22 protein-coding genes are annotated in these 23515 nt (G+C 68.7%); 8 read left to right on the top strand and 14 right to left on the bottom strand.

The window, feature by feature from the left end:
- Positions 1 to 39 precede the first annotated feature (39 nt).
- Both nhaA and map read right to left on the bottom strand, forming a co-directional pair.
- Positions 40 to 1407 (bottom strand): Na+/H+ antiporter NhaA, encoded by a 1368-nt coding sequence (nhaA, locus tag E3O57_RS18385; RefSeq protein ID WP_103460181.1) that lies wholly within the window; start codon positions 1405 to 1407, stop codon positions 40 to 42.
- Positions 1408 to 1498: 91 nt separating this feature from the next.
- Complete coding sequence (map, locus tag E3O57_RS18380) at positions 1499 to 2299, bottom strand: type I methionyl aminopeptidase (RefSeq protein WP_103460182.1); 801 nt, start codon at positions 2297 to 2299, stop codon at positions 1499 to 1501.
- A 63-nt stretch (positions 2300 to 2362) separates the two neighbouring features.
- Here map and E3O57_RS18375 point away from each other — a divergent pair, with 63 nt between their 5' ends.
- Positions 2363 to 2659, top strand: coding sequence for a helix-turn-helix transcriptional regulator (locus E3O57_RS18375; protein ID WP_103460183.1), 297 nt, complete (start codon positions 2363 to 2365; stop codon positions 2657 to 2659).
- A gap of 4 nt (positions 2660 to 2663) precedes the next feature.
- On the opposite strand, the gene E3O57_RS18370 is transcribed toward E3O57_RS18375, so the two are convergent.
- From E3O57_RS18370 to E3O57_RS18360, 3 genes are all read right to left on the bottom strand, one after another.
- Positions 2664 to 3029, bottom strand: a complete 366-nt coding sequence (locus E3O57_RS18370) for an SdpI family protein (RefSeq protein WP_103480043.1) — start codon at positions 3027 to 3029, stop codon at positions 2664 to 2666.
- Between the two features lie 39 nt (positions 3030 to 3068).
- Positions 3069 to 4202 (bottom strand): SDR family oxidoreductase, encoded by a 1134-nt coding sequence (locus E3O57_RS18365; protein ID WP_103480042.1) that lies wholly within the window; start codon positions 4200 to 4202, stop codon positions 3069 to 3071.
- 310 nt (positions 4203 to 4512) lie between these two features.
- Positions 4513 to 5403 (bottom strand): D-hexose-6-phosphate mutarotase, encoded by an 891-nt coding sequence (locus E3O57_RS18360; RefSeq protein ID WP_165788002.1) that lies wholly within the window; start codon positions 5401 to 5403, stop codon positions 4513 to 4515.
- Positions 5404 to 5562: 159 nt separating this feature from the next.
- Here E3O57_RS18360 and pepE point away from each other — a divergent pair, with 159 nt between their 5' ends.
- Positions 5563 to 6330 carry a dipeptidase PepE gene (gene pepE, locus E3O57_RS18355; RefSeq protein ID WP_103460186.1) on the top strand — a complete coding sequence of 256 codons (768 nt, stop codon included), beginning with the start codon at positions 5563 to 5565 and terminating at the stop codon, positions 6328 to 6330.
- Here pepE and E3O57_RS18350 read toward each other — a convergent pair.
- The 7 genes from E3O57_RS18350 to kdpF form a co-directional block, all read right to left on the bottom strand.
- Positions 6269 to 7573, bottom strand: coding sequence for an EAL domain-containing protein (locus tag E3O57_RS18350; RefSeq protein ID WP_103480040.1), 1305 nt, complete (start codon positions 7571 to 7573; stop codon positions 6269 to 6271). The two genes, pepE and E3O57_RS18350, sit on opposite strands and share 62 nt — an antisense overlap.
- Positions 7574 to 7665: 92 nt before the next feature.
- The gene (locus E3O57_RS18345) at positions 7666 to 8367 is read right to left on the bottom strand and encodes a response regulator (RefSeq protein WP_103460188.1); all 702 of its coding nucleotides are present in this window, start codon (positions 8365 to 8367) and stop codon (positions 7666 to 7668) included.
- Positions 8364 to 10901: an ATP-binding protein gene (locus E3O57_RS18340; RefSeq protein WP_103480039.1), complete on the bottom strand. Its 2538-nt coding sequence runs from the start codon at positions 10899 to 10901 to the stop codon at positions 8364 to 8366. The genes E3O57_RS18345 and E3O57_RS18340 overlap by 4 nt, the downstream gene beginning before the upstream one ends.
- Positions 10902 to 10909: 8 nt before the next feature.
- Positions 10910 to 11542: a potassium-transporting ATPase subunit KdpC gene (kdpC, locus tag E3O57_RS18335; protein WP_103480038.1), complete on the bottom strand. Its 633-nt coding sequence runs from the start codon at positions 11540 to 11542 to the stop codon at positions 10910 to 10912.
- Positions 11543 to 11591: 49 nt separating this feature from the next.
- A complete protein-coding gene (gene kdpB, locus E3O57_RS18330; RefSeq protein ID WP_103480037.1) occupies positions 11592 to 13763 on the bottom strand; it encodes a potassium-transporting ATPase subunit KdpB in 2172 nt (723 codons plus the stop codon).
- Positions 13764 to 13766: 3 nt separating this feature from the next.
- Complete coding sequence (gene kdpA / locus E3O57_RS18325; RefSeq protein ID WP_103480036.1) at positions 13767 to 15440, bottom strand: potassium-transporting ATPase subunit KdpA; 1674 nt, start codon at positions 15438 to 15440, stop codon at positions 13767 to 13769.
- A complete protein-coding gene (gene kdpF / locus E3O57_RS18320; RefSeq protein WP_103460193.1) occupies positions 15440 to 15529 on the bottom strand; it encodes a K(+)-transporting ATPase subunit F in 90 nt (29 codons plus the stop codon). Before kdpF ends, kdpA begins: the two co-directional genes overlap by 1 nt.
- A gap of 520 nt (positions 15530 to 16049) precedes the next feature.
- On the opposite strand from kdpF, the gene E3O57_RS18310 reads away from it, so the two are divergent.
- Entirely contained in the window at positions 16050 to 16382 is a 333-nt protein-coding gene (locus tag E3O57_RS18310; RefSeq protein WP_103480034.1) for a hypothetical protein, read from the top strand.
- Between the two features lie 223 nt (positions 16383 to 16605).
- Here the strand turns inward: E3O57_RS18310 and E3O57_RS18305 are convergent, their stop codons facing one another.
- On the bottom strand, positions 16606 to 17115 hold the full coding sequence (locus E3O57_RS18305) for a septum formation family protein (protein ID WP_103480033.1): 510 nt from the start codon (positions 17113 to 17115) through the stop codon (positions 16606 to 16608).
- 340 nt (positions 17116 to 17455) lie between these two features.
- On the opposite strand from E3O57_RS18305, the gene E3O57_RS18295 reads away from it, so the two are divergent.
- The 3 genes from E3O57_RS18295 to E3O57_RS18285 all read left to right on the top strand — a co-directional run bounded on the left by E3O57_RS18295 (position 17456) and on the right by E3O57_RS18285 (position 19972).
- Positions 17456 to 17950, top strand: coding sequence for a Dps family protein (locus tag E3O57_RS18295; RefSeq protein ID WP_088457703.1), 495 nt, complete (start codon positions 17456 to 17458; stop codon positions 17948 to 17950).
- Between the two features lie 202 nt (positions 17951 to 18152).
- Positions 18153 to 18608 carry an SRPBCC family protein gene (locus E3O57_RS18290; protein ID WP_103480074.1) on the top strand — a complete coding sequence of 152 codons (456 nt, stop codon included), beginning with the start codon at positions 18153 to 18155 and terminating at the stop codon, positions 18606 to 18608.
- A 125-nt stretch (positions 18609 to 18733) separates the two neighbouring features.
- The gene (locus tag E3O57_RS18285; RefSeq protein ID WP_241990500.1) at positions 18734 to 19972 is read left to right on the top strand and encodes an LCP family protein; all 1239 of its coding nucleotides are present in this window, start codon (positions 18734 to 18736) and stop codon (positions 19970 to 19972) included.
- Positions 19973 to 19976: 4 nt separating this feature from the next.
- Here the strand turns inward: E3O57_RS18285 and kduI are convergent, their stop codons facing one another.
- Positions 19977 to 20807: a 5-dehydro-4-deoxy-D-glucuronate isomerase gene (kduI, locus tag E3O57_RS18280; RefSeq protein ID WP_103460198.1), complete on the bottom strand. Its 831-nt coding sequence runs from the start codon at positions 20805 to 20807 to the stop codon at positions 19977 to 19979.
- Between the two features lie 430 nt (positions 20808 to 21237).
- Between kduI and E3O57_RS18275 the strand changes: the two genes are divergently transcribed.
- The gene (locus E3O57_RS18275; RefSeq protein WP_103460199.1) at positions 21238 to 22698 is read left to right on the top strand and encodes a glycoside-pentoside-hexuronide (GPH):cation symporter; all 1461 of its coding nucleotides are present in this window, start codon (positions 21238 to 21240) and stop codon (positions 22696 to 22698) included.
- Between the two features lie 79 nt (positions 22699 to 22777).
- On the top strand, positions 22778 to 23509 hold the full coding sequence (locus E3O57_RS18270) for a fumarylacetoacetate hydrolase family protein (RefSeq protein WP_103460200.1): 732 nt from the start codon (positions 22778 to 22780) through the stop codon (positions 23507 to 23509).
- Positions 23510 to 23515 lie beyond the last annotated feature (6 nt).

Genomic DNA, 23515 nt, shown 5'->3' with positions numbered 1-23515 from the left:
CCCGGCCGGCGCCGGCCCGTCGGCGCCGGCCCGTCGGCGTCAGTCGGCCGGGGTGCGGTCGGGTTCGCCCTGCTGGTAGGCATCCGGGATGCCGTCACCGTCGGCATCCACCGCGTCGGCCTGTTCGATGCGGCGGTAGAGGCGATTGCGGGCGCGCAGGATCACCGAGGCGAGCAGGGCGGCGGTGATCGACGCCACGAGGATACCTACCTTGGCGTGGTCGTTGGTGAGAGAGCCGGCACCGAAGCTCAGGTCGGCGATGAGCAGCGACACCGTGAAGCCGATGCCCGCCAGAACCGCCACGCCGATCAGGTCGATCCAGCGGAGCGCCGGATCGAGCTTCACCGGGGTGAGCCTGGTCATCAGCCAGGTGGTGCCCACGATGCCCACGGGCTTGCCGAGCACGAGGCCCACGATGATGCCGATCGCGACGGGGTCGGTGAGGGCGCCCACCAGGCCGTCCCAGCCGCCCACGGTGACGCCGGCGGAGAAGAACGCGAAAACCGGCACGGCGAAACCGGCCGAGAGCGGGCGGAACCGGTGTTCGAAGGTCTCCGACAGGCCGGGCCCCTCCTCGGCGGCCACGCCCGGGCGGGTGCGGCGGTGGATGACCGGCACGGCGAAGCCGAGCAGCACACCGGCCACGGTGGCGTGGATGCCACCGGCGTGGACGAGTGCCCAGGTGGCGAAGCCCAACGGCAGCAGGATCAACCAGGCCGCCCAGGCCCGATCGGCGAAGAAGCGCCGGTACTTCTGTGCCAGGAAGGTGTACAGGGCCAGCGGGATCAGGGCGAGCAGCAGCGGGCCGACCTGCACGTCGTCGGAGTAGAACACGGCGATGATCGAGATGGCCAGCAGGTCGTCGACCACGGCCAGGGTGAGCAGGAAGATGCGCAGGGCGCTGGGCAGGTGCGAGCCCACGATGGCCAGGACCGCCACCGCGAAGGCGATGTCGGTGGCCGTGGGGATAGCCCAGCCCTGCAGGGTCTCCGGGCTGACCAGGTTGACGCCGGCATAGAACAGCGCGGGCACGGCCACGCCGCCCATCGCGGCGGCGACGGGCACGATCGCCCGGGACGGGGAGCGCAGGTCACCGGCCACGAACTCCTTCTTGAGCTCCAGGCCCACCAGGAAGAAGAAGATCGCCAGCAGCCCGTCGGCCGCCCAGGCGCCCAGGCTCAGCTCCAGGTGCCACGGCTCATAGCCGATGCGGAAATCGCGCAGGGCGAAGTAGCTGTCTGCGGCGGGCGAGTTGGCCCAGATCAACGCGACGGCGGCCGCGAAGACCAGCAGGAAACCGCCGACGGTCTCCTTGCGCAGGATCGCGCCGATGCGGAGCTTCTCGCGGTAGCTGCCGCGCGAGGGAACGGTCTGCGGGGCGGAAGGAATGGGGGTGTCGTGTGGCAAGGCACTCCAGAGGGTTTGGGGTCGGTCATGCGAATGCTGACCAGACTTCCCAGCTCACCTCAGGGTAGTTTACCGAAGTCTCCTGATCACCTCATGTAAACGCGGGGCCTCTCGAGTTCGTCCGTGTCGGCAGGGTGAGGATCTCGGCGCCGTCCTCGGTGATCGCGATCGTATGCTCGCTGTGTGCCGTGCGGCAGCCCGTCGCGCTGCGCAGGGTCCAGCCGTCGGCGTCGGTGATCAGCGCAGCCGTGTCCACCATGACCCACGGTTCCAGGGCCAGCAGCAGGCCGGGGCGCAGTCGGTAGCCGCGGCCGGGTCGCCCATCGTTCGACACGTGCGGGTCCTGGTGCATGGTCGATCCGATGCCGTGACCGCCGAATTCCAGGTTGATCGGGTAGCCCGCCGCGCTGAGGACGGAGCCGATGGCGGCGGAGATATCCCCGATCTGCGCTCCTGGCGCGGCGGCGGCGATCCCGGCGGCCAGGGCTCGTTCGGTCGCGTCGATCATCGTGACGCTCTCCGCGGGCTTCGAGTCACCCACGAGAAAGCTGATGGCCGAGTCCGCGGCGATCCCGTTGGTGGACACGGCGAGGTCGAGAGTGAGCAGGTCCCCGTCGGCCAGGGCGTAGTCGTGGGGCAGCCCGTGCAGCACCGCGTCGTTGACTGACGTGCAGATGTAGTGGCCGAACGGCCCGCGGCCGAAGGATGGCGCGTAGTCGACGTAACAGGACGATGCGCCGGCCTCGACGATCATGGCCTGCGCCCACCTGTCGAGGTCCAGGAGGTTGGTCCCCACCGTGCTGCGGCGCTTGAGCGTGTGCAGGATGTCGGCGACCAGGGCGCCCGACTCTCGCGCTCGGGTCAGTTCGGTGGGGGTCAGGATCTCGATCATGTGGCACCTTTCGCGGGAAACCAATAACTATACCGGCCATATTATCCCGGTAGAATCGGTGTCATGGTCAGATTGCCGCTCACACCCGCAGAGCTCGACCGTGGAGCGCGCCTCGGCGCCCTCCTGCGTTCGGCCAGGGGGGAGAGTTCGATGCTGCACACCGCGCTGGCTGCCGGCGTCTCGCCGGAGACCCTTCGGAAGATCGAGTCCGGCCGAATCGCGACTCCGGCGTTCCCGACCATCGCGGCGATCGCCGAGGTCCTCGGGCTCTCGCTGGATGCGGTGTGGGCGGAGATCACCGAGCCCGGACGTGCCGCTGACAGAGTCGGCGCCGGCGCCTCCGAGCGATTGGCGTCCTGAGCCGCTAGTGCTGCTCGTCCTCGTCGACGAGCTCAAGCGCGCGGTGCGCGGCCGGGGTTGCCACGGCCGCACCGATCAGGACGAGGACCACTGCCACGACCGCGGCCGCGAGCACGAGGGGTCCGGTCGTGTCCTCGTCCGGACGCAGCGCGAGGACGGCGACGCCGGTCAGGAACATGACCAGTCCGGCCAGGCCCACCGGGATCCGGGCGGCCCGGTGGCCGGCGATCCAGGCCGCCTCGGACATCATCAGGGCGCGCGTGCGGATGCCCGCCACCGAGTTGACCCCGAGTCGCCCGCGAGCGGCGGCCTCGCTGACCGCCGCCACCAGGATGCCGCCGAGCATGAGGACGATTCCCGAAACGATCATGCCTGGACACTATCGGCCGGCTCGCTCCGGCGGATCCGCCTAGGGAATGAGACGCTCGGCGCGGTACCTGGCGAACAGGTCCAGGAACGCCTGCTCGGTGTTGCGGTAACCGGTGAAGCCGGCCGCCCGGCTGCGGCCCATGTCGGCGAACACCTCCATGGTGCGACCGAGGTCGGCGTCGCTGTGCCACCAGGACGCCAGCCGGGTCAGGTCGGACTCGACGAGGCCGTGGCTGGCCACGATGCGGTCCCAGACCGGCTGGGCATCCGTCATCTGCGTTTCGAGCGGCCGCGGGGCGCCGGCGAAGCCCTCCGGCGCGACGCCGAAGTGAGCGGCCAGGCGTGGCCAGAGCCAGCGCCAGCGGAAGGTGTCGCCGTTGACGATGTTGAAGGCGGTGTCCGCGGCGGCCGGGGTGGTGGCGGCCCAGACCATCTGGTCGGCGAGCAGGCCGGCGTCGGTCATGTCGGTGACGCCGTTCCACTGGGTCTCGGACCCCGGGAAGATGAACGGGCGATCCAGTTCCTTGCAGATGGCGGCGTAGACGGCCAGCGTGGAGCCCATGTTCATGGCGTTGCCGACGGCGTGGCCGATCACGGTGTGGGCGCGGTGCACCGACCAGGTGAAGCCGCGCGCCCGGGCGGCGGCCCAGAGCTCGTCCTCCTGCGCGTAGTAGAAGTTCTCCACCGACAGGCGCGGTTCGTCTTCGTGGAACGGGGTGTCGGGAACCTCGCCCTGGCCATAGGCCTCGAACGGGCCGAGGTACTGCTTGAGCCCGGTCATCAGGGCCACGTGCTGCACCGGGGCGTCAGCCAGGGCGCTGAGCAGGTCGCGCACCATGGCGGAGTTGACGACGATGTTCTCCGCCTCGGTGTCCTGTCGGAGCCACGCGGTGAAGAACACGTGGGTGGGCGAGTGTGGGGCCAGGGCGGTGCGCAGCGAGTCGACACTGCGGAGGTCGGCGCTGACCGGGATCACACCGGGCCGCGCGGCGACGGGGGTGCGGGAGAGGGCGATGACGCTCCAGCCCTCGGCTGTGAGCAGGTCCACCAGCGCCGATCCGGCTATGCCGCTTGCGCCCGCGACGAGGGCGGTGCGACCGGGCTGGCTCGGGGTGCCGGTGGGGCCGGCGGTGTCGGGATCTGGAACGGGCAGGGCTTCGCTGGAAATAGGCATCTCAGGAGGCAACGTCCCGACCGGTCGGGGAATTCCGTGCCGTGCCGTGCCGTGCCGTGCGGTGCCGTGCCGTGCGGTGTGGTGTGGTGCGGTGCGGCGGACGGGTCAGCTCCGGCCGGCACCTTGCCGGAGAGGGGGAGCGCGCCTACCGTGTGCGACGTCGGCCGGGGCGCCACGCGGCGCCTGCCGCGGCGTGATGTTCCTCGTTGTGCGGGCCACGCGCCGTTATGCGGGCGGCGCGCCACCCGCATAACGGCGCCTACCCCGCATACTGCAGGCGGGCCGGGCCGGGCCGCATCCGCTGCCCGGCTCAGGCCACCGAGTAGCGCACGCCCATCTCGTGGCCGGCGCCCGGCGCCAGGGTGATCGCGTTGTCGCGGATGTTGCAGGTCTCCACGCACACCATGCCGGTGTACTCGTTGTCGCCGAAGTCGGCCATCGCGGCGGCCTTGTCGATCCACGGGTTCCACACGACGGTGCTCGCCGAGCCCTGCTTCATGATGGTGATCTGCCGGCCGGTCGCGGTATCCGTCACCGTCGTGGCGGCCGTGCTGTTCAGGTAGATCCGGTCGGTTTCGGCATCGAAGCGCACCGGCTCGCTCTCGGCGGGGCGCGGGCCGGTGAGGCGGTCGGTGAACGGGGCGCCCTCCAGACCCGACACCTCGGTCTGGCGGATGTCGGCGACGGCGAGGTAGGTGTGCAGGGCCTCCTCGTAGCTCAGCTGCGCCGTGTCGAGGTTGGTGACCTGCAGCGAGAGCGCCAGCTGGGCACCGACCGTGACCGTGTAACGCGCCTCGAACCGGTGTGGCCAGGCCGACGCCCGGGTGGCCTCGGTGTCGGTGAGCACAAAGACCAGCACCACGTCATCGCCGGCTTCGCGCGCCTCGGCGAGCCGCCAGTCGGCCAGGCGGGCGAACCCGTGCGACGGGGCTGTGGCATCCGTGGGGTGCGCGCCGAACCAGGGGAAGCAGATCGGTACCCCGCCGCGGAGCGGTACCCCCGGCGCGTATTCGCTCTGCTCGCTCATCCAGATCACCGGGCTGCCGCCGGTGGGCACCCAGGCGCTCACATGTGCGCCGCGGAGGTAGATCTCGGCGGAGCCGGCGCGGGCGAACACGCGGGCCACGGCGAGGCCGCCCTGACCCATCCCCAGTTCGACGGATGACGGCAGTTCGGGTAGTTGCGAGTCGATGGCAGACATGATGACCTCCGTGGTCGATGGGCGTGATCCCATCCTAGGAACCTGGACCTCTTTGGGCCCCTTGCGGAGGAAGGTAGGATCACCTTTCGAGCGACGGAATGGGCCGTATCGGGTCTCACAACGGGCGCGCCGGAGAATCATCCCGATCGGAAGGATCCCATGCAACTGCTCCTCCTTGCCAACTGCACCAGCCCCGGCCACGGTTACCTCGAGCACGCGCTGCCCGAGATCCTCGCCTTCCTGAACGGGGTGACCGAGATCACCTTCGTGCCCTTCGCCGGCGGTGACCACGATGCGTACACGGCGACTGTGCGGGCCGCATTCGAGCCGCACGGCATCGGGGTGCGCAGCCTGCACGAGGCCGCCGACCCTGTCGCCGCTGTCGCGTCAGCGCAGGCGCTCTTCGTCGGCGGCGGCAACACCTTCCGCTTGCTCGCCGCCCTGCAGCGACTCGGACTGATACCGGTCATCCGCGCGCGGGTGCAGAACGGTCTGCCCTACCTGGGCTCCAGCGCCGGCGCCACCATCACCGCGCCCAGCATTCGCACCACCAACGACATGCCCATCGTGCAGCCGGAGTCGTTCGAGGCGCTCGGCCTGGTGCCGTTCCAGATCAACCCGCACTATGTGGACGCCGACCTGGTCGGGGCCCACGCCGGAGACTCCCGGGAAACCCGCCTGACCGAGTTCCTCGACGAGAACGACGTGCCGGTGCTGGGCCTGCGTGAGGGCACCCACCTCAGTGTCACGTCGACCCTCGCCTGCGCCCTCGCCGTGGTCGGCGGCGGCCCGGCCGGCCTGCTCTCCACCGAGCCGGGCATCGTGTTCGAACGAGGACGCGCGCCGCACAACGTCGCTGGAGACGTCAGCCCACTGTTGGTGCGGCGCCCCCGGTACGACCGCCCGCTGGCGACGGCGGTGAGCTGAGCCGGCTGATCAGGGTGAGGGCGGCGGCGGTGGCGAGGTCGCGGTCGTGGGTCAGCACGAACTCGTACGCGCCCTCGCCGTGGTTGTCGGGATCGACCTCGCGGGCGGCCAGGACGGCGGCGAAATCCGCGGTGAGCACCACGATGTCCCACTCGTCGAGCAACGGGTCGGTCGGGTCGATCTGGGCCACGCGGATGCCGTTGGCCCCGTCGAGGCCGGCATCCCCGGCGACGTAGACCGCCACCAAGCCGGCCGTCCCGGCGAGTGTCTCGTAGCGTCGCCGGGTGGCGGGGGTGAGGTTGGGGTGGTGCTGGAACGTCGAGAGCACCACGGCCGAGTCGCCGCTGGCCAGTGCCCGCGATTCCAGGAAGATACTCATCTGCACCAGCAACGCCCGGTTGGACGACCGGGAGGTGCGCAGCGGAGCCACCACACTGTACGGGGTGCCGCTGGTCGGCAGCGACGCCGAGGGGTCACCGGGGAAGCTGATCCCGGCGAGTGCGGCGGCGTTCGGGACCTCGGCCACCGGGCGGCCGAAGAGCCAGCCCTGCCCGTAGGTGGCTCCGAGCGCGCGAGCGGTCACCCGGTGTTCCTCGGTCTCGATGCCCTCGGCAAGCACCACGGCCCCGGTGCGTTCGGCGTGCGCGGCGACGGCGCTCATCACCCGGGCGGCGTCCTGGTCGGGACGCTCACGGATGAGCGCCATGTCGAGCTTGATCAGGTCGGGCGCCAGCAGCGGCAGCAGGGCGAGCGAGGCCGGATCGGCGCCGAGGTCGTCCACGGCGATGCGGTAACCCATCGCCCGGGCCCGGGCGATGGCGTAGAACAGTCCGGCCGGGTCGTTCATCAGTGCGCGTTCGGTGACCTCGAGCACAGCGGGCGCCGGCGGATGCGGTGCAGTGGTGAGGTCGGCACGGCGCAGCGATCCCGGCTCCACATTGACGAAGAGCGTGTGCGGAGTGGTGAAGCCCTGTTTGGTGGCGGTGTGCACGCTCGACAGCCAGCAGGCCAGGTCGAGATCGCCGACCCGGCCCAGCTCGTGGGCGCGGTCGAAGAGCGCGGCCGGATTGTGGAACACGGTGTCGACCGGACCCCGGCTGAGGGCCTCATAGGCGACGACGGTGCCGGAGTCGAGCTCGACAATGGGTTGGAACCTGCTGCTGATCAACCTGTCGGCGAGAATCTCGCTAAACAGGGCGTCGGACTCGCGCTCGCTCGTCGTCGTGCCCACAGCATCCCCCATCAGCGCCGGGGCGCATCGTTCTGGCAGTCTACCGACGCGCTGAGCCCCAGGCGCCCTGACCCGCAGATCGCCGCCGCCGGCATCCGCTCGGCTCAGGCGGGTGGCGGCGCGTCGGGCGCGAAACGGTAGCCCATACCGGCCTCGGTGAGCAGGTAGCGGGGCCGGGATGGGTCGGGCTCGAGCTTCTTCCGCAGCTGGGCGAGGTAGAGCCGCAGGTAGCCGGTGTCGGTCATCTTGTGCTGGCCCCAGACCTCGGCGTAGAGCGCCTGCCGGCTCACCAGTTTGCCCGGTGTGCGCAGCAGCAGCTCGAGGATCTGCCACTCGGTGGGGGTCAGCCGCACGTGTTCCGGCCCGGCGGCCGTGGCTCGGGTGATGGTCTTGGCCGGCAGGTCCACCGTGATGTCACCGAAGGTGACCACCGGTTCGTCGCCGCTGGTGGGCATCCGGCGGGTGAGGGCCCGGATGCGCGCCAGCAGCTCGTCGATCGAGAACGGCTTGGTGACGTAGTCGTCGGCGCCCCGGTCCAGGGCCTCCACTTTGTCGGAGGCACCGCTGCGGCCGCTCACCACCAGGATCGGCACGCTGTTCCAGGCGCGGACAGAGTCGATCACAGCGAGCCCGTCGAGGTTGGGCATGCCGAGGTCGAGCATCACCAGATCGGGGTGCTGCTCCACGATCGCGGCCAGCGCGGTACGACCGTCGTGTGCGGTGACGATCTCGTAACCGCGGGCGCCGAGAGTGATGCGCAGGGCCCGCAGGATCTGCGGGTCATCGTCGGCGATCAGGATCTTCATGGGCTGACCTCGTTGCTGGCAGGGACTGCGGTGGACGTGACGGCCGGCAGGGTGATCACCATGGTGAGCCCGCCGCCGGGGGTGTCATCGGCTTCGAGGGTGCCGCCCATGCCCTCGACGAATCCCTTAGACAGGGCCAGGCCGAGACCCAGGCCGGTGGCGTTGTCGGTGTCACCGAGCCGCTGGAACGGCACGAACACGTCGCCCCGCCGGTCGGCCGGGATGCCGGGTCCCTGGTCCATGATGCGCAACTGCACGGTGTCGGCGAACCGGCTGGCTGACACCCTGGCGGGTGTGCCGGCCGGCGAGAAGCGGATGGCATTGGTGAGCAGGTTGACCACCGCGCGTTGCAGCAGGCCGGGGTCTGCGAGCACCGGTGCGGTCTCGACCGGCAGGTCCAGCTGCACGGTGTCCGGCCCGAGGCCGAGCTCGTCGAGGGCCGGCAGCACCACGTCGGCGAGGTCGACGGGCCCCAGCGCCACGGCCAGCGCCCCGGCCTGCAACCGGCTCACGTCGAGCAGGTTGGTCACCAGCGAGGCGAGGGTGTCCAGGCTTTCGCCGGCCGTGGCGAGCAGCTCGGTGCGGTCGCTGTCGGTGAGGGTGATGTCGGTGGCCCTGAGCCCGCTGATGGCCGTGGTCGCGGCGGCGAGGGGCCGGCGCAAGTCGTGACCGACGGCGGCGAGCAGGGCGCTGCGCATCCGGTCGGCCTCTTCGAGCGGGCCGAGTTCGCTGGCCGTCTGGGCGAGATCGCGGTGCTCGAGGGCTGCATCGATCTGGCTCGCGATCACGCTGAGAAGCCGGCGTTCGGATGCGGCAAGGTCGGGTCCGGAGAGCTCCAGGGTGGCCCGGCTGCCGATGGGCACCATCGTGGCCGGGGGTGCCGGAACGTCCGAAGCGCCCGGCGCCGCCGCATCCGCCGCGCTCGCCTCGACCAGCACCGCGCCGCCGGCGAGCAGCCGCACCCTGTCGAGGCCGAACGCCTCCCTGGTGCGGGTGACCAACGCCTGCAGGGCGTCCTCCCCGCGCAGCACACTGCCGGCCACGGTGGCCAGCAGCTCGGATTCGGCCGCCGCCCGCCGGGCCGTACGGGTGCGTCGGGCCGCCTGGTCGACGACGTAACTCACCAGCAGGGCGTTGACGAGGTACAGCGAGAGGGCGAAGAGGTGCAGCGGTTCGGCGACGGTGACCGTGTACAGCGGTTGCACCAGGAAGTAGTCCAGGGTGAGGCCGGACAGCAGGGCCGCGAACAGGGCCGGCCAGAGCCCGCCGACAAGCGCGACGACCACCACGAGCAGCTGGTAGCTGAGCACGTCGCTGGTGATCGACTCCTCGCTGCGGAAACTGACCAGCAGCCAGGTCAGCAGCGGCCCGCCGATCAGGGCCAGGGCGAAGCCGGCCAGGCGCCGCCGCACGGTGAGCGACCCGCCGAGCCTGGGCAGCACGAACTTCCCGCCGGCCGCGGAGTGGGTGACGATGTGCACGTCGATATCGCCCGATTCGCGGGTGATGGTGCTGCCGATGCCCGGCCCGGACAGCGCCGCGGTGAGCCGGTTGCGTCGGCTCACGCCGATCACGAGCTGGGTGGCATTGGCGGCGCGGGCGAACTCCACCAGCGCACGGGGGATGTCGTCGCCGACGACCTGGTGGTAACTGCCGCCGAGCTCCTCCACCAGCGCCCGCTGTGTCGCGAGCGCGCCCGGATGCGTCGCGGCCAGGCCGTCCTGGCTGATCACGTGCGCGGCGACGAGCTCACCGCCGGCCGAGCGGGCCGCGATGCGGGCGCCCCGGCGAATGAGGGTGTCGCCCTCCGGCCCCCCGGTGAGCGCAACGACCACGCGTTCGCGGGCCTCCCACTTGGTCGAGATACCGTGCTCTGCCCGGTAGCTCTGCAGGGCGGTGTCGACCTCGTCGGCCAGCCAGAGCAGCGCCAGCTCACGCAGGGCGGTGAGGTTGCCGAGCCGGAAATAGTTCGACAGGGCCGCGTCGATGCGGGCCGCCGGGTACACATTGCCCTCGGCGAGCCTGTCGCGCAGCGCCTGCGGGGCCAGGTCGACGACCTCCACCTGGTCGGCGGCGCGCAGCACCGCATCCGGCAGGGTTTCGCGCTGCGGCACCCCGGTGATCTGCTGCACCACGTCGTTGAGCGATTCGATGTGCTGGATGTTGACGGTCGAGATCACGTCGATGCCCGCCGCCAGCATCGCCTCCACGTCCAGGTAACGCTTGGGGTTGACCGAGCCGGGCGCGTTGGTGTGCGCGAGCTCGTCGACCAGGGCGATCTCGGGCCGGCGGGCGAGCACGGCCGCCAGGTCGAGTTCGCTCAGCTGGATGCCGCGGTGCTGCACGAGCATCCGCGGCACCACCTCGAGTCCCTCAGCCAGGTGCGCGGTGGCCGCGCGGCCGTGGGTTTCCACGATCGCCACGACCACGTCCGCGCCCTCGCCCTGTAGTCGGCGGCCTTCTTCGAGCATACTGTAGGTCTTGCCGACGCCGGGGGCGGCGCCGAGCAGCACGCGCAATCGACCGCGTTTCATGGGTTACCTCACCTACCGGAATCGAGCGTTGCGAGCTCGAGGTTCAAGTTGAGCACATTCACGGTCGGTTCGCCGAGATAGCCGAGGTCACGGCCCTGTTCGACGGCTTCGACCAGGGCGCGCACCTCGGCCTCCGGCAGGTCGCGGGCCGCCGCGACCCTGGGCACCTGCAGCAGGGCGTAGGCCGGGCTGATGTGCGGGTCCAGGCCGGACGCGGACGCGGTGACGGCATCCACGGGGATCTCGTCGGCCGGCACCCCGTCGAGGTCTTCGATGGCGGCCTGCCGGTCGCCGATCGCCTGGATCAGGTCGGGGTTCTCCGGCCCCCAGTTGCTGCCGCTGGAGCTGTGCGCGTCGTAGCCGTCTCCGGCCGCGGACGGGCGGGACTGGAACCACTCGGGCAGGGCCGCGCCGTCGGCATCCGTGAAGGACTGCCCGATCAGGCTGGAGCCGACCACGGGTGACCTGTCGCCGGCTGAGACGAGCGAGCCATTGGCCTGCCCGGGCATGCCCAGCTGGCCGACCAGGGTGATGCTCAGCGGGTAGGCCACGCCGAGCACGACGGTGAAGACGAGCATGGCCCGCAGGGCCACCCAGTAGGGCCGGGCCAGGGTGCCGGTGCGGGGTCGGGAGGCGCTCATGAGGTGATCCGTTTCGGTTGGTAGGGCAAGGAGAACGAGAGCATGGTGGTCAGAATCCCGGCAGCAGCGACACAACGAGGTCGATCAGCTTGATGCCCACGAACGGGGCGATCACTCCGCCGAGCCCGTAGATCAGCAGGTTGCGGCCGAGAACGCTCGACGCGCTCGCCGCCCGGTACTTCACGCCGCGGAGCGCCAGCGGGATCAGCACGACGATGATGATCGCGTTGAAGATGATGGCCGACAGGATCGCCGAGGCCGGTGAACTCAGCTGCATGATGTTGAGCACCGCCAGGCCCGGGAACACCCCGGCGAACATGGCCGGGATGATCGCGAAGTACTTGGCGAGGTCGTTGGCGATCGAGAAGGTGGTCAGCGCCCCGCGGGTGATCAGCAGCTGCTTGCCGATCCGCACGATGTCGATCAGTTTGGTGGGGTCGGAGTCGAGGTCGACCATGTTGCCGGCCTCCTTCGCGGCGGAGGTGCCGGTGTTCATCGCCACCCCCACGTCGGCCTGAGCCAGCGCGGGCGCGTCGTTGGTGCCGTCGCCGGTCATCGCCACGAGGTTGCCGCCCTCCTGCTCCCGGCGGATGAGGGCGAGCTTGTCCTCAGGGGTGGCCTCGGCGAGGAAGTCGTCGACGCCGGCCTCGGCCGCGATGGTGGTGGCGGTGAGGGCGTTGTCGCCGGTGACCATGACGGTGCGGATGCCCATCGAGCGAAGCTCCGCGAAGCGCTCCTTGATGCCCTCCTTGACGATGTCCTTGAGGTAGATCACGCCGAGCACGGTGCGCTCGCCGGATGCTGCGGGGGTTTCTGATGCGCCGGTGGCGACCACGAGCGGGGTGCCGCCCAGCCGGGAAATGCGCTCCACCTCGAGGGTCAGCTCGGCTCTCACGCTCGCCGGCACCGGGCCGGCCTCGCCCACCCAGGCCAGCACGGCGGAGCCGGCGCCCTTGCGGATCTGCCCGCCACCAGCGCCGTCACCAGCCAGGTCGATGCCGCTCATGCGGGTCTGCGCCGTGAACGGCACGATGTCGCCGGCCAGGCTCTCCGGCCGGTGGAAGCCCCGTTCGGCGGCGAGGTCCACGATCGACTTGCCCTCCGGGGTGGGGTCGCTCAGTGAGGAGAGCGCGGCGGCCCGCACCAGCTCGGCCTCGGTCACGCCGGTCAACGGCGCGAACTCGCGGGCCTGCCGGTTGCCGTAGGTGATGGTGCCGGTCTTGTCGAGGAGCAGGATGGTGACGTCGCCGGCCGCCTCGACGGCCCGGCCCGACATGGCTAGGACGTTCCGCTGCACGAGCCGGTCCATGCCGGCGATGCCGATCGCCGAGAGCAGGGCGCCGATGGTGGTGGGAATCAGGCAGACCAGCAGGGCGATGAGCACGGGCAGGCTCACGGTGGCGGCGGAGTAGCTCGCGATCGGGTTGAGGGTGAGCACCACCACCAGGAACACGATGGACAGGCTGGCCAGGAGGATGTTCAGCGCCATCTCGTTGGGGGTCTTCTGTCGGGCCGCACCCTCGACGAGGGCGATCATTCGGTCGACGAAGGTCTCACCGGGCTTGCTGGTGATGCGCACCACGATCCGGTCGGAGAGCACTCGGGTGCCGCCGGTGACGGCGCTGCGGTCGCCGCCGGATTCCCGCACCACGGGGGCGGATTCGCCGGTGATCGCGGATTCGTCGATGGAGGCGATGCCCCAGACGATGTCGCCGTCGCCCGGCACGAGTTCGCCGGCGGTGACGATCACGGTGTCGCCGAGGCCGAGGTCGGCCGAGGAGACGGTCTGCACCCTGGCGCCCTCGGCGCCGGGGTTGGTGTCGGGCTGGTAGTCGAGCACCTGGGTCGCGTTGGTGCTGGTGCGGGTCTGCCGCAGGCTGTCGGCCTGCGCCTTGCCGCGGCCCTCGGCCACGGACTCGGCCAGGTTGGCGAAGATCACGGTGAGCCAGAGCCAGAAGGCGATGCCCACGGTGAACGAACCGGGCACGGCGGAGCCGCCGGAGTCGCCCGGGCCGCCGAGGAACGGTTCGGCCACCGCGAGAACGGTGGTGAGCACCGCGCCGATCTCGACGATGAACATCACCGGGTTCCGCCACATCAGGCGCGGATCGAGCTTTCGCACCGCGCCGGGTAGCGCGGCCACGAGCTGGCCGGAGCTGATCGCCTTTTTGGGTGCCGGCTTGTGCGACGGCTGAGTGGGGGTGTCTATGAGAGTGGTCATGGCTTACTGCAGCCCTTCCGCCAGGGGACCCAGCGCGAGTACGGGGAAATAGGTGAGAGCGGTGATGATGATCGTCACGCCGAGGAGCAGGCCCACGAACAGGGGCCGGTTGGTGGGCAGGGTGCCCGCGGTGGCCGGCACCCGGTCCTGCGCGGCGAACGAGCCGGCCAGGGCCAGCACGAACACCATCGGCAGGAAGCGGCCGAGCAGCATGGCCACGCCCAGCGCGGTATTGAACCAGGGCGTGTTCGCGGTGAGGCCGGCGAACGCGGAGCCGTTGTTGTTGGCCGCAGAGGTGAAGGCGTAGAGCACCTCGGAGAGCCCGTGCAGGCCGGGATTCCAGATCGACGTGGCCTCCACATCCGCTCGCACGGCGGGGATCGCAAAGGACAGCGCGGTGCCGGCGAGCACCAGGGTCGGCGTGATCAGGATGTACAGGCTGGCCAGTTTGATCTCCCGCGGGCCGATCTTCTTGCCCAGGTACTCCGGGGTGCGGCCCACGAGCAGGCCCGCCACGAACACCGCGATCACGGCGAGGATGAGCATGCCGTAGAGGCCGGAGCCGGTGCCGCCGGGGGCGACCTCGCCGAGCATCATGTTGAGCATCGGCATCATGCCGCCGAGCGCCGTGTATGAGTCGTGCATCGAGTTGACCGCACCCGTGGAGGTGAGGGTCGTCGAGGTGGCGAACAGGGTGGAACCGAGAATGCCGAATCGGGTCTCCTTGCCCTCCATCGCACCCCCGGCCAGCCCGGGGGCGGTGCCGGCGCCGTTCAGTTCGAACAGGGTGAGGGCGGTGAGCGAGACCACGAAGATCGTGGCCATGGTGGCCAGGATGGTGTAGCCCTGCTTCTTGTCGCCCACCATGGTGCCGAAGGTGCGCGGCAGGCTGAACGGGATGGCGAGCATCAGCACGATCTCGAACAGGTTGGTGAAGCCGTTCGGGTTCTCGAACGGATGCGCTGAGTTGGCGTTGAAGAAGCCGCCGCCGTTGGTGCCGAGCTCCTTGATCGCCTCCTGGGAGGCCACCGGGCCGCCGGGGATCGACTGGGTGGCCCCGGTCAGTGTCGTGACATCGGTGAATCCGGTGAGGTTCTGGATGACGCCGCCGAAAAGCAGCACGATCGCGCCGATCACCGCCAGCGGCAGCAGCAGCCGCAGCACCCCGCGGGTGAGGTCCACCCAGAAGTTGCCGATGGTGCCCGAGCGGCGCAGCATCAGGCCCCGCACCAGGGCGATCGCCACGGCCAGGCCCACGGCGGACGAGACGAAGTTCTGCACCGCCAGCCCGGCCAGCTGCACCGTGTAGCCCAGGGTGACGTCGGGGGAGTAGGACTGCCAGTTGGTGTTGGTCACGAACGACACCGCGGTGTTGAACGAGAGGCCTTCCGGCACCGCGTCGAAGCCCAGCGAATAGGGCAGCACGGCCTGGGCGCGCTGGAGCGCGTAGACGAACAGCACTCCCACCAGCGAGAACGCGAGCACACCGCGCAGGTACGCCGACCAGGTCTGCTGGCCGCGCGCATCCACCCCGATCAGCCTGTAGAAACCGCGCTCGACGGCGAGATCCTTGTGCGAGGTGTAGATGGTGGCCATGTAGTCGCCGAGCGGGCGGTGCAGCACCACGAGAACGGCCACGAGGGTGAGGGCCTGCAGGATGCCCAGCCAGAGCGCCATTAGAACCGCTCCGGTTTCACGAGGGCGAAGACCAGGTAGACGATGGCGCCCACGGCGAGTACGGCGGCCACGATGTCGAACACGATCACAGTTTCGCCACCCCCCAGGCCACAAGGCCGATCAGTGCGAACACGGCGATCACGCCGAGCACGTAGACAAGGTCGAGCATGCGATTCTCTCCATCCGTAGGCCGCCGGTGTACCGGTCGGCATCCGCGCTCCGCACGAGCACGAACCGAGTAAACACCCGTGCCGTGCCGCCCCACTGTTTCCTAACGAACCCCTAACGCCCGGCCTGCATCCGGCCGACACCGGCCGGTGTGCGCGGCCCGGCCACGTCCTGACCGTTCACCCGACGCCGGCCCGGCATCGGGCATAACTCCTGATGGATTGCCCCGGCCGGGCCGAACAGGCCGTTTGGTTCACCTCCCGGATCTAGGGTGGGGGCATGAGGATGCCCAGAACGGTGCGGAGGGGCGGCGCGGGGTTGGTCCGCACTGGGTTGGTCCGCACTGGGTTGGTCCGTGCAGGGTCGGTCTGCATCGGGCTGGTCTGCGTCATGGGCGTGGCCGGCTGATCGGCGTCGATCGCCGCGTCCGCGTACGACGGGATGCTGCCCGACGAGGCGATCACGACGCCCGCGCCGGCAGATGAGGAGGCCAACCTGCTGGCACCGTTCCCCACCGCGGGTTGGCTCGATGGCGGCGACCGGTTCGCGATCGTCCTGGGTGGCAGCTCGAGCTGCCCCAGCTACCCGGTGTCGATGGTCGTCGATGACAGTCGCACCCTGAGCATCGAGATCGGGCAGAGCGGCGGCCCGACCTGCACGGCCGACATGAAGCTGCGCACCCACGTGCTCACGACACCGGCCGGGCTGGACCCGACCGGGGAGATCACCATCCGCTACAGCGAGTCGGAAACCGCGGTTCTCCCCGCGCTCTGAGCCCCTGCCTGGCGGGCGGAGGCGCCCGGGCGTAAAAAAGCCCCGGCACCGCTCACGCTTTGGGGGAAAGGGAGCTGGCACCGGGGCCAATCGTTGGAGTGGGGGAACTCCAGGTGTAACCGTACGCCCTGTGCGCTGAATGTGCGCTGCACGCCGCCTTAGAGTTTTCTATGTGCCGGCCGTGGGCGGCACTGCTCCGGCGGTGTTCCCCGGTCGGGTGGGGCTAAATGCCGGTGCCGGCGAGTGAGCCGGTGGTCTTGTTCTCCGCCATGGCGAGGCAGAGAATTTCTCGGTCTCCGCTGTCCCAGCTGCCCTCGCTGGGGGAGAGGTAGTTGAAGTCCAGGGTGGATTCTTCGTAGGACTTGCCGATAAAGGTGGCGAACTCGGCGACACAGCGTTCCTCCGCGATCTGGGCGAGGGCCTCGTCACCGGGGAAGGCGCCATCCTCGCTCACGTCGAAGGCGAAGTAGGCCTCGAAGTCATGGGCATCCGCACACGGAATGGCCGTTACGCTCTCGACCGCGTCGGCGTCCTGGTCGTTGAAGCAGTCGCCGACCGCCAGCGAGAAGACATCGGCCTCACCGGCCTCGCTGATCTCCTGAGTCTCGGCATCCCGTGCCGCTTGCTGGGGAAACAGGTCGCTGATCGCGGTGCACCCGGAGAGGGTCAGCGCGCCGACCGAGAAAGCGGCGATGATTAAACCGGTGCGCAGGCGTGCGGTATTGCGGGACATAGTGGTGCCTTTCAACCGATGCTGGGGTCCAGAGCGCAGGGCGGTGTGCGCACACAGTCAGAAAATGCCACCCGGTGCGCGAACCCCAAGAAAATTGGCACTGGTGGCGCCTCCATCTTGGCCGACGCCGAAACACCAGCGCAAGCCACACCCGCGGCGCTGACTCGCAGGAATCGCCGAAGCTCTCATCGCAAAAGCCCCGAAAACCCCGGCCGGAACCGAGAGCGTCCTGAGTCGCGGTTTTGTCGGCGACCGCTGCTAGTGTGTGCTCTCAGAACAGGCGGGGCATCGGCCGACCATTCGGCCGAAATCCATTCCCGCCGGTGACGAAGGGAATTCCATGAAGGCATCCGCAGAACTCGGCAGCAACCTGCAGTCGGTCCTGGTCGACCTGATCGAACTGCACGTCCAGGGCAAGCAGGCGCACTGGAGCGTCGTGGGAAAGAACTTCCGCGACCTGCACCTGCAGCTCGACGAGATTATCGACGACGCCCGAATCTTCACCGATGAGCTGGCCGAGCGGATGCGCGCCCTCGACGCCCTGCCCGACGGCCGCACGGAAACCGTCACCAAGACCACGCACCTGCCCAAGTTCCCCGCTGGCGAGGTCGACACCACCGAAACCGTGGGCCTGGTCACGGCGCTGCTCACCGCTACCGTCGACAACATCCGTGAAATTCACGAGGCTGTCGATGAAGAAGACCCGGCCAGCGCCGATATCTTGAACGGCTTCATTCTGAAGCTCGAGCAGTACATCTGGATGGTCAGCGCGGAGGACCGGAAGCCCCGGAAGCCCACCGCGAAGGACTCGACCCGCCCGGTCGGCAAGGCGTAAGTCGCCTCCGGCGGCCGGATTCGGCTAAGAATTCGGCCGCCGCCGTGACGAATGGGCGCGTGAATGCGTCATAGGTAAGACGAACACATCGCACTACCCAGTCCGCCCACCCGGCTGTGACCCGTCCGCCAGACCTGATCGGCGAGACCGAGTCATGATCGGTAAGACGGGGCGCCCGCTCAAGGAATAGAGGATGAATCCCGTGACCCAGGTAATCGAGACAATCGACGTAGACGTTCCCGTGCGGACCGCGTACAACCAGTGGACCCAGTTCGAGTCTTTCCCGCACTTCCTCGACTTCGTCGAGAGCATCACGCAACAGGACGACACCCACACGCACTGGAAGGTGAAGATCGGCGGAGCCGAACGTGAGTTCGATGCTGAGATCACCGAGCAGCACCCCGACGAGCGCGTCGCCTGGAAGAGTATCTCCGGTGACGAGAAGCACGCCGGCGTGGTCACCTTCCACCGACTCAGCGACACGACGTCCAGGGTCACCGTGCAGCTGGACTGGGAGGCCGAAGGCTTCCTCGAGAAGGTCGGTGCCGTGTTCGGCGTCGACGACCACGTGATCCGCAAGGACCTCAAGCAGTTCAAGACCTTCGTGGAGAACCCGGCCAACCAGGCCGGCGGCTGGGGCGGAGACGTTTCGGTCTGACCCACCCGCGGTTCGCTCCATCGTCGACCCTCTGGCCGCGGTTCCCCCGCCAGACTATGCTCCGTGCGAGAGGCCTAGCAGCAAGCTAGATTCCCTCTCGAGCCGTGCAACGGATGGGCCGACCGGTGACCGAACTGCAGCACACGACGGGCATTGCCCGGCATGGACGACTGAAGAGGCCCCACGCCGTGACGGGGGTGCTGAGCGCGGTGGCCCTGGGCCTGGCCGTGCTCCTCGTCAGCGGCGGGGCCGTCACGGCGTTCGCGCTCTGGCAGTTCCGCAGTGCGGTGGTCGCCAACTCGATCGACATCGACGGTCCCGACGCCGACGCCGATCCGCCCCCGGGGATCGGCAGCTACGAGAACGGTTTCAACCTGCTCATCGTCGGCGTCGACAACGACTCGGCCCAGGGCGCGACGTACGGCGTGCGGGAGACCACCCTCAACGACGTGAACATCCTGGTGCACGTGTCAGCCGACCACAGCAACGCCGTGGTCGTGAGCATCCCCAGAGATCTCGTGGTGGCGCATCCCGAATGTATCGATACCGCCACCGGCGCGGTGGTCGGCGAACTGGCTGCCGCCCCGGTGAACGAGGCGATGGGCCGCGGCGGTCTGCCCTGCGTGGTCAGCACCGTGGAAGAACTCACCGGGCTGGAGATCCCCTACGCGGGACTGACCTCATTCGCCGGTGTGGTTCGACTCAGCGATGCCGTCGGCGGCGTGCCGATCTGCCTGTCCGAACCCGTCGACGACCCGAAGGCGGGCCTCTCCCTGCCCGCCGGCACCAGTGTCGTGTCCGGCGATACCGCCCTGGCCTTCCTGCGCAGCCGTCACGGCGTCGGCGACGGCAGCGACCTGGCCCGTATCTCGTCGCAGCAGCTGTACCTGGCCTCGCTCATGCGCACGGTGCGGGGCGACGGCACCTTGACCGACCTGCCCAGGCTGTACACCCTGGCCAATGCGGCGGCCGGCAATATCAGTCTCTCCACGAGCCTCGCCCACACCGACACCATGGTGTCGATGGCGCTGGCGTTGGCGGACATCGACCTGGACAGGCTGGTCTTCGTGCAGTATCCGGGCACCACGGAGGATCCGGCCTTCCCCGGCAAGGTGGTTCCGCTGCAGGGCCTCGCCGACACGATGTTCGCCAAGATCGCCGCCGACGAGCCGTTCACCCTCGGTGCAGCCCCGCCCACCGACGAACCGCTCGTCCTCGGACCGCCGGCCGAGACCCCAGAGGCCCCCGGCGAAACGGATGCCGCGGCGCCGCCCGCGACACCGACGCCGCCTCCCGTGGCGTTGGACGGTCTCACCGGGCGCACGGCCGACGACGAGTCCTGCGCAGAAGTGAACGGCGGCTGAGCGACTATCTCAGTTCGGCCGGCTGCACGTGGTCCATGTCGTCGAAGGCCTTGTTCTCGCCTGCCATCGCCCAAACGAATGAGTAACTGCCGGTGCCGAATCCGCTGTGCAGTGACCAGCTCGGGGAGATGATCGCCTCGTTGTTGGCCACGACCAGGTGACGGCTTTCGGTCGGTTCGCCCATCAGGTGGATAACGCGGTGTTCCGGAGCGAGGTCGAAGTACAGGTAGCACTCGGTGCGACGGTCGTGGGTGTGGGCCGGCATGGTGTTCCACATGCTGCCGGTGCTCAGCACCGTGACGCCCATCACAACCTGGCAGCTCTGCACGCCATTGGCGTGGATGTACTGGTTGATGGTGCGCTCGTTGGAGGTGGTGGCGTCGCCCAGCTCGCGCACGGTGCCCTGGCCCTTGCCGACCAGCGTGGTCGGGTACGCGGTGTGGGCGGTGGCGGAGAACAGGTAGAACGCGGCCGGTGCGGCCCCGTCGGCGCTGGCGAATACCACATCCCTCACTCCGCGCCCGATATAGAGGCACGCTCCCGGCTCGAGGTCGTAGGCGGTGCCGTCGACCGAGATGGTGCCGGCGCCGCCGACGTTGACGATGCCCGCCTCGCGGTTTTCGAAGAACGTGTCAGTGCGGAGCGCGTCGTATCTTCCGAGCGTGATCGGGCCGGTCACCGGGCGGGCGCCGCCGAGCACGATGCGATCTTCATGGGTATAGGTGGCGCGGAACTCGTCATCGGCGAAGAGGTCGTCGACGAGGTAGTTCTCGCGCAGGGCCGCGGTATCGAAACTGCGGATTTGGGCGGGATTGGTGGAATGACGCAACTGCATTGTTTTTCTCATTTCCTCTGGAGGTATGGGTCATCTGCTGGCGGATGCCGCGGCAGAGCCTGACGTTCCGTCTCGCGGAACAACCTACCAGTATTTAACCGGGGAGCGGAACTCTTTTTGCGAAAATAGGACTTTAGTCCCGTTTGAATCAGGCGTAGCACACCTACTCTAAGTCTGTACCACGGCCATGCGTTCCGCCCAGCGGAATCCGCTTCTTGGCACTGAAGCTCAACGAGGAGGAACCAGTGAACGCGCACGCATCCACGCCCACCTCGCCGGCGCTCGGCGCCCGCACCAGCTTCGGCTGACCACGTCCTCCCTGCTGCCCCGGCCACGCCGGCGGCCGCGCCTGGAACCCTTCCGGCCTGCCGCTCACGGCAACGTCGCCCGCACTACCCACTGATTGCAACCGAAAGAGTGATAGCGCCCCATGAGTATCCAAGACAACATTGACGTCGTCCCGGACGCAGCGCCCGTCGTCGCAGCTGATGAGGCTGAAGGAACCCTGACCGGGAAGGAGAAGGTGGCTTACGGGGTCGGTGACCTCGGTAACGGGTTCATGTTCGACCTCGGCCAGGTCTATCTGACCAAGTTCTGGATCGACACGGCCGGCATCGGCCCGGCAGTTGTGGCGCTGATCTTTGTTCTGGTCAAGCTCTTCGACGCCGTGATGGACACCGTCGCGGCGCTCTTCATCGACGGCCGCAAGGTCGGCAAGCGCGGCAAGTTCCGCCCGGTCATGATGGTCTCCGCCTGCATCCTTGCCGTGATGACCGTCGTCACCTTCACCATGCCCGACGTGTCGCTGGGCTGGAAGATCGCCTTCGCCGCCGGTTCCTACGCCATCTGGGGCGCTACCTTCTCCTTCGCCAACGGCCCGTACGGTTCGCTCGCCTCGGTGATGACCCGCAACATCAAGGAACGCGCCCAGCTGGCCACCTCCCGCCAGGCCGGTTCGCTCGGCGCCCAGTGGATCTGCGGCATCGCCTTCATCCCGATCATGATGATGCTCGGTGGCATGACCTCCCGGAACTATATGTGGGCCGCCGTCGTCATGGCCGTGCTCGGCATCATCTGCTTCTGGATCTGCTACAAGGGCACCAAGGAACACGTCGTCGTGAACCGGGAAGCCAATAAGGAGAAGACGAGCCTCAAGGACTACGGCCGCGCCGTGCTCACCAACCGCCCGCTTCTCGGCCTGGTGTTGATGAGCCTGTTCACCATCTCCTCGATGAACGTGAACAACATGATGATGATCTTCTTCGCCGAGTTCAACCTGGGCAACATCGCCCTGATGGCCGTGCTCAACTTCGTGATGATCGGTGCCTCCATCGTGGGCATCATGTTCATCCCGAAGCTGGTCGTGCGCTTCGGCAAGAAGCGCACCGTCATGGTGAGCTTCGCCGTCGCGGTTGTCGCCAACGGCTTGAACTTCATCATCCCGACCAACCTGTGGACGTTCATGATCCTCGTCACCATCGGGTACGTCGCGCTGTCGATCCCGAACGGCATCACCTGGGCCTTCGTCTCCGACACCATCGACTACGGCGAGTGGCACACGGGCGTGCGCCGCGAAGGCATGACCTACGCCGCCTTCAGCTTCTCGCGCAAGGTCTCCCAGTCCCTCGCCGCCCTAGTCGGTGCCGGCATGCTGGCCGTCTCGGGCTATGTCGCCCAGGCGACCAGCCAGTCGGAGGGGACACTGCTCGGCATCAAGGCCGTGATGACGCTGTACCCGGCCGTCGCTCTCACCATCGCCGCCGTCATCGTCTACTTCGTCTACAACGTGAGCGATGACAAGTACCGTCGCATCGCCAAGGACCTGAACGAGGGTCGTTGGGAACACGGCATCATCGGCGAGAGCACCCGCGCCACGCTCGCCACGAAGTAACCCAGCACCCATAGGAGGGGCGCCGTGTGCACGCACGGCGCCCTGTTCGTCTTTTCACTCCTCTTTCGGAAAGTAGCTCATGCGCATCGCCAGGCTTGACACCCCCGCCGGCCCCCGTCACGCAGTCGCCCTGGGTGACCGCTGGCACGTGATCGCCAGCCCATTCGCCGCGCCCCTGGTCTACACCGGGGACTCGATCCCGGCCGACGAAGCCGTGCTCCTCGCATCCGTCGACCCGCGCGTGGTGGTCGGCATCGGCCACAACCAGCCGGGCCACCCCCTGCCCATGCAGGCCTGGCACAAGTCGGTGCACTCCGTCGCGGGCTCCGGCGACGACATCTACGCGGTGCGGGACGTGGGCACCGTGAACATCGAGGGCGAGCTCGCCGTCGTGATCGGCACCTCGGCCACGAACCTCACTCTCGAGAATGCCTTCGAGGCCGTACTCGGCTACACGGTGGCCAATGACGTCACCAACGTGGATCAGTGCCCGATCGACCAGCGCAACTTTCAGGGCAAGAGCGGCAAGAACTACACCCCGCTCGGCCCGTGGATCGAAACCGAACTGGCCGACCCGGAGAACGTCGCCACCGAGGTGGTCATCAACGGAGCCGTCGTGGCCAACTCGGGCTCGTTCAACCTACCCTCCTCGGTCGCTGCCACTCTCGTCTACGTGACGAAGTGGCTCACCCTCGAGCCCGGCGACGTGGTGCTCACCGGAGCCCCCGGCACCGACCTCCCCGTGCAACCGGGCGACACCGTCGACATCACCCTCGCCGGCATCGGCACCCTGAGCAACACCATCGCCTGAGCCAAA

The sequence above is a fragment of the Cryobacterium sp. TMN-39-2 genome (assembly GCF_004402745.1).
GTDB classification, from domain to species: domain Bacteria; phylum Actinomycetota; class Actinomycetes; order Actinomycetales; family Microbacteriaceae; genus Cryobacterium; species Cryobacterium zongtaii.
This window is presented reverse-complemented; position numbering and strand designations above follow the sequence as displayed.

Excerpts from the sequence above, each read along its gene's own strand:
- E3O57_RS18350 (WP_103480040.1), bottom strand. The coding sequence starts at position 7,573 with ATGGGGGATGCTGTGGGCACGACGACGAGCGAGCGCGAGTCCGACGCC.
- map (WP_103460182.1), bottom strand. The coding sequence starts at position 2,299 with ATGATCGAGATCCTGACCCCCACCGAACTGACCCGAGCGCGAGAGTCG.
- E3O57_RS18375 (WP_103460183.1), top strand. The coding sequence starts at position 2,363 with ATGGTCAGATTGCCGCTCACACCCGCAGAGCTCGACCGTGGAGCGCGC.
- E3O57_RS18305 (WP_103480033.1), bottom strand. The coding sequence starts at position 17,115 with ATGTCCCGCAATACCGCACGCCTGCGCACCGGTTTAATCATCGCCGCT.
- E3O57_RS18360 (WP_165788002.1), bottom strand. The coding sequence starts at position 5,403 with ATGTCTGCCATCGACTCGCAACTACCCGAACTGCCGTCATCCGTCGAA.
- E3O57_RS18340 (WP_103480039.1), bottom strand. The coding sequence starts at position 10,901 with ATGAAACGCGGTCGATTGCGCGTGCTGCTCGGCGCCGCCCCCGGCGTC.
- E3O57_RS18345 (WP_103460188.1), bottom strand. The coding sequence starts at position 8,367 with ATGAAGATCCTGATCGCCGACGATGACCCGCAGATCCTGCGGGCCCTG.
- kdpA (WP_103480036.1), bottom strand. The coding sequence starts at position 15,440 with ATGGCGCTCTGGCTGGGCATCCTGCAGGCCCTCACCCTCGTGGCCGTT.
- kdpB (WP_103480037.1), bottom strand. The coding sequence starts at position 13,763 with ATGACCACTCTCATAGACACCCCCACTCAGCCGTCGCACAAGCCGGCA.
- E3O57_RS18310 (WP_103480034.1), top strand. The coding sequence starts at position 16,050 with ATGCTGCCCGACGAGGCGATCACGACGCCCGCGCCGGCAGATGAGGAG.
- E3O57_RS18295 (WP_088457703.1), top strand. The coding sequence starts at position 17,456 with ATGAAGGCATCCGCAGAACTCGGCAGCAACCTGCAGTCGGTCCTGGTC.
- E3O57_RS18370 (WP_103480043.1), bottom strand. The coding sequence starts at position 3,029 with ATGATCGTTTCGGGAATCGTCCTCATGCTCGGCGGCATCCTGGTGGCG.
- E3O57_RS18270 (WP_103460200.1), top strand. The coding sequence starts at position 22,778 with ATGCGCATCGCCAGGCTTGACACCCCCGCCGGCCCCCGTCACGCAGTC.
- E3O57_RS18275 (WP_103460199.1), top strand. The coding sequence starts at position 21,238 with ATGAGTATCCAAGACAACATTGACGTCGTCCCGGACGCAGCGCCCGTC.
- kduI (WP_103460198.1), bottom strand. The coding sequence starts at position 20,807 with ATGCAGTTGCGTCATTCCACCAATCCCGCCCAAATCCGCAGTTTCGAT.
- E3O57_RS18365 (WP_103480042.1), bottom strand. The coding sequence starts at position 4,202 with ATGCCTATTTCCAGCGAAGCCCTGCCCGTTCCAGATCCCGACACCGCC.
- kdpC (WP_103480038.1), bottom strand. The coding sequence starts at position 11,542 with ATGAGCGCCTCCCGACCCCGCACCGGCACCCTGGCCCGGCCCTACTGG.
- pepE (WP_103460186.1), top strand. The coding sequence starts at position 5,563 with ATGCAACTGCTCCTCCTTGCCAACTGCACCAGCCCCGGCCACGGTTAC.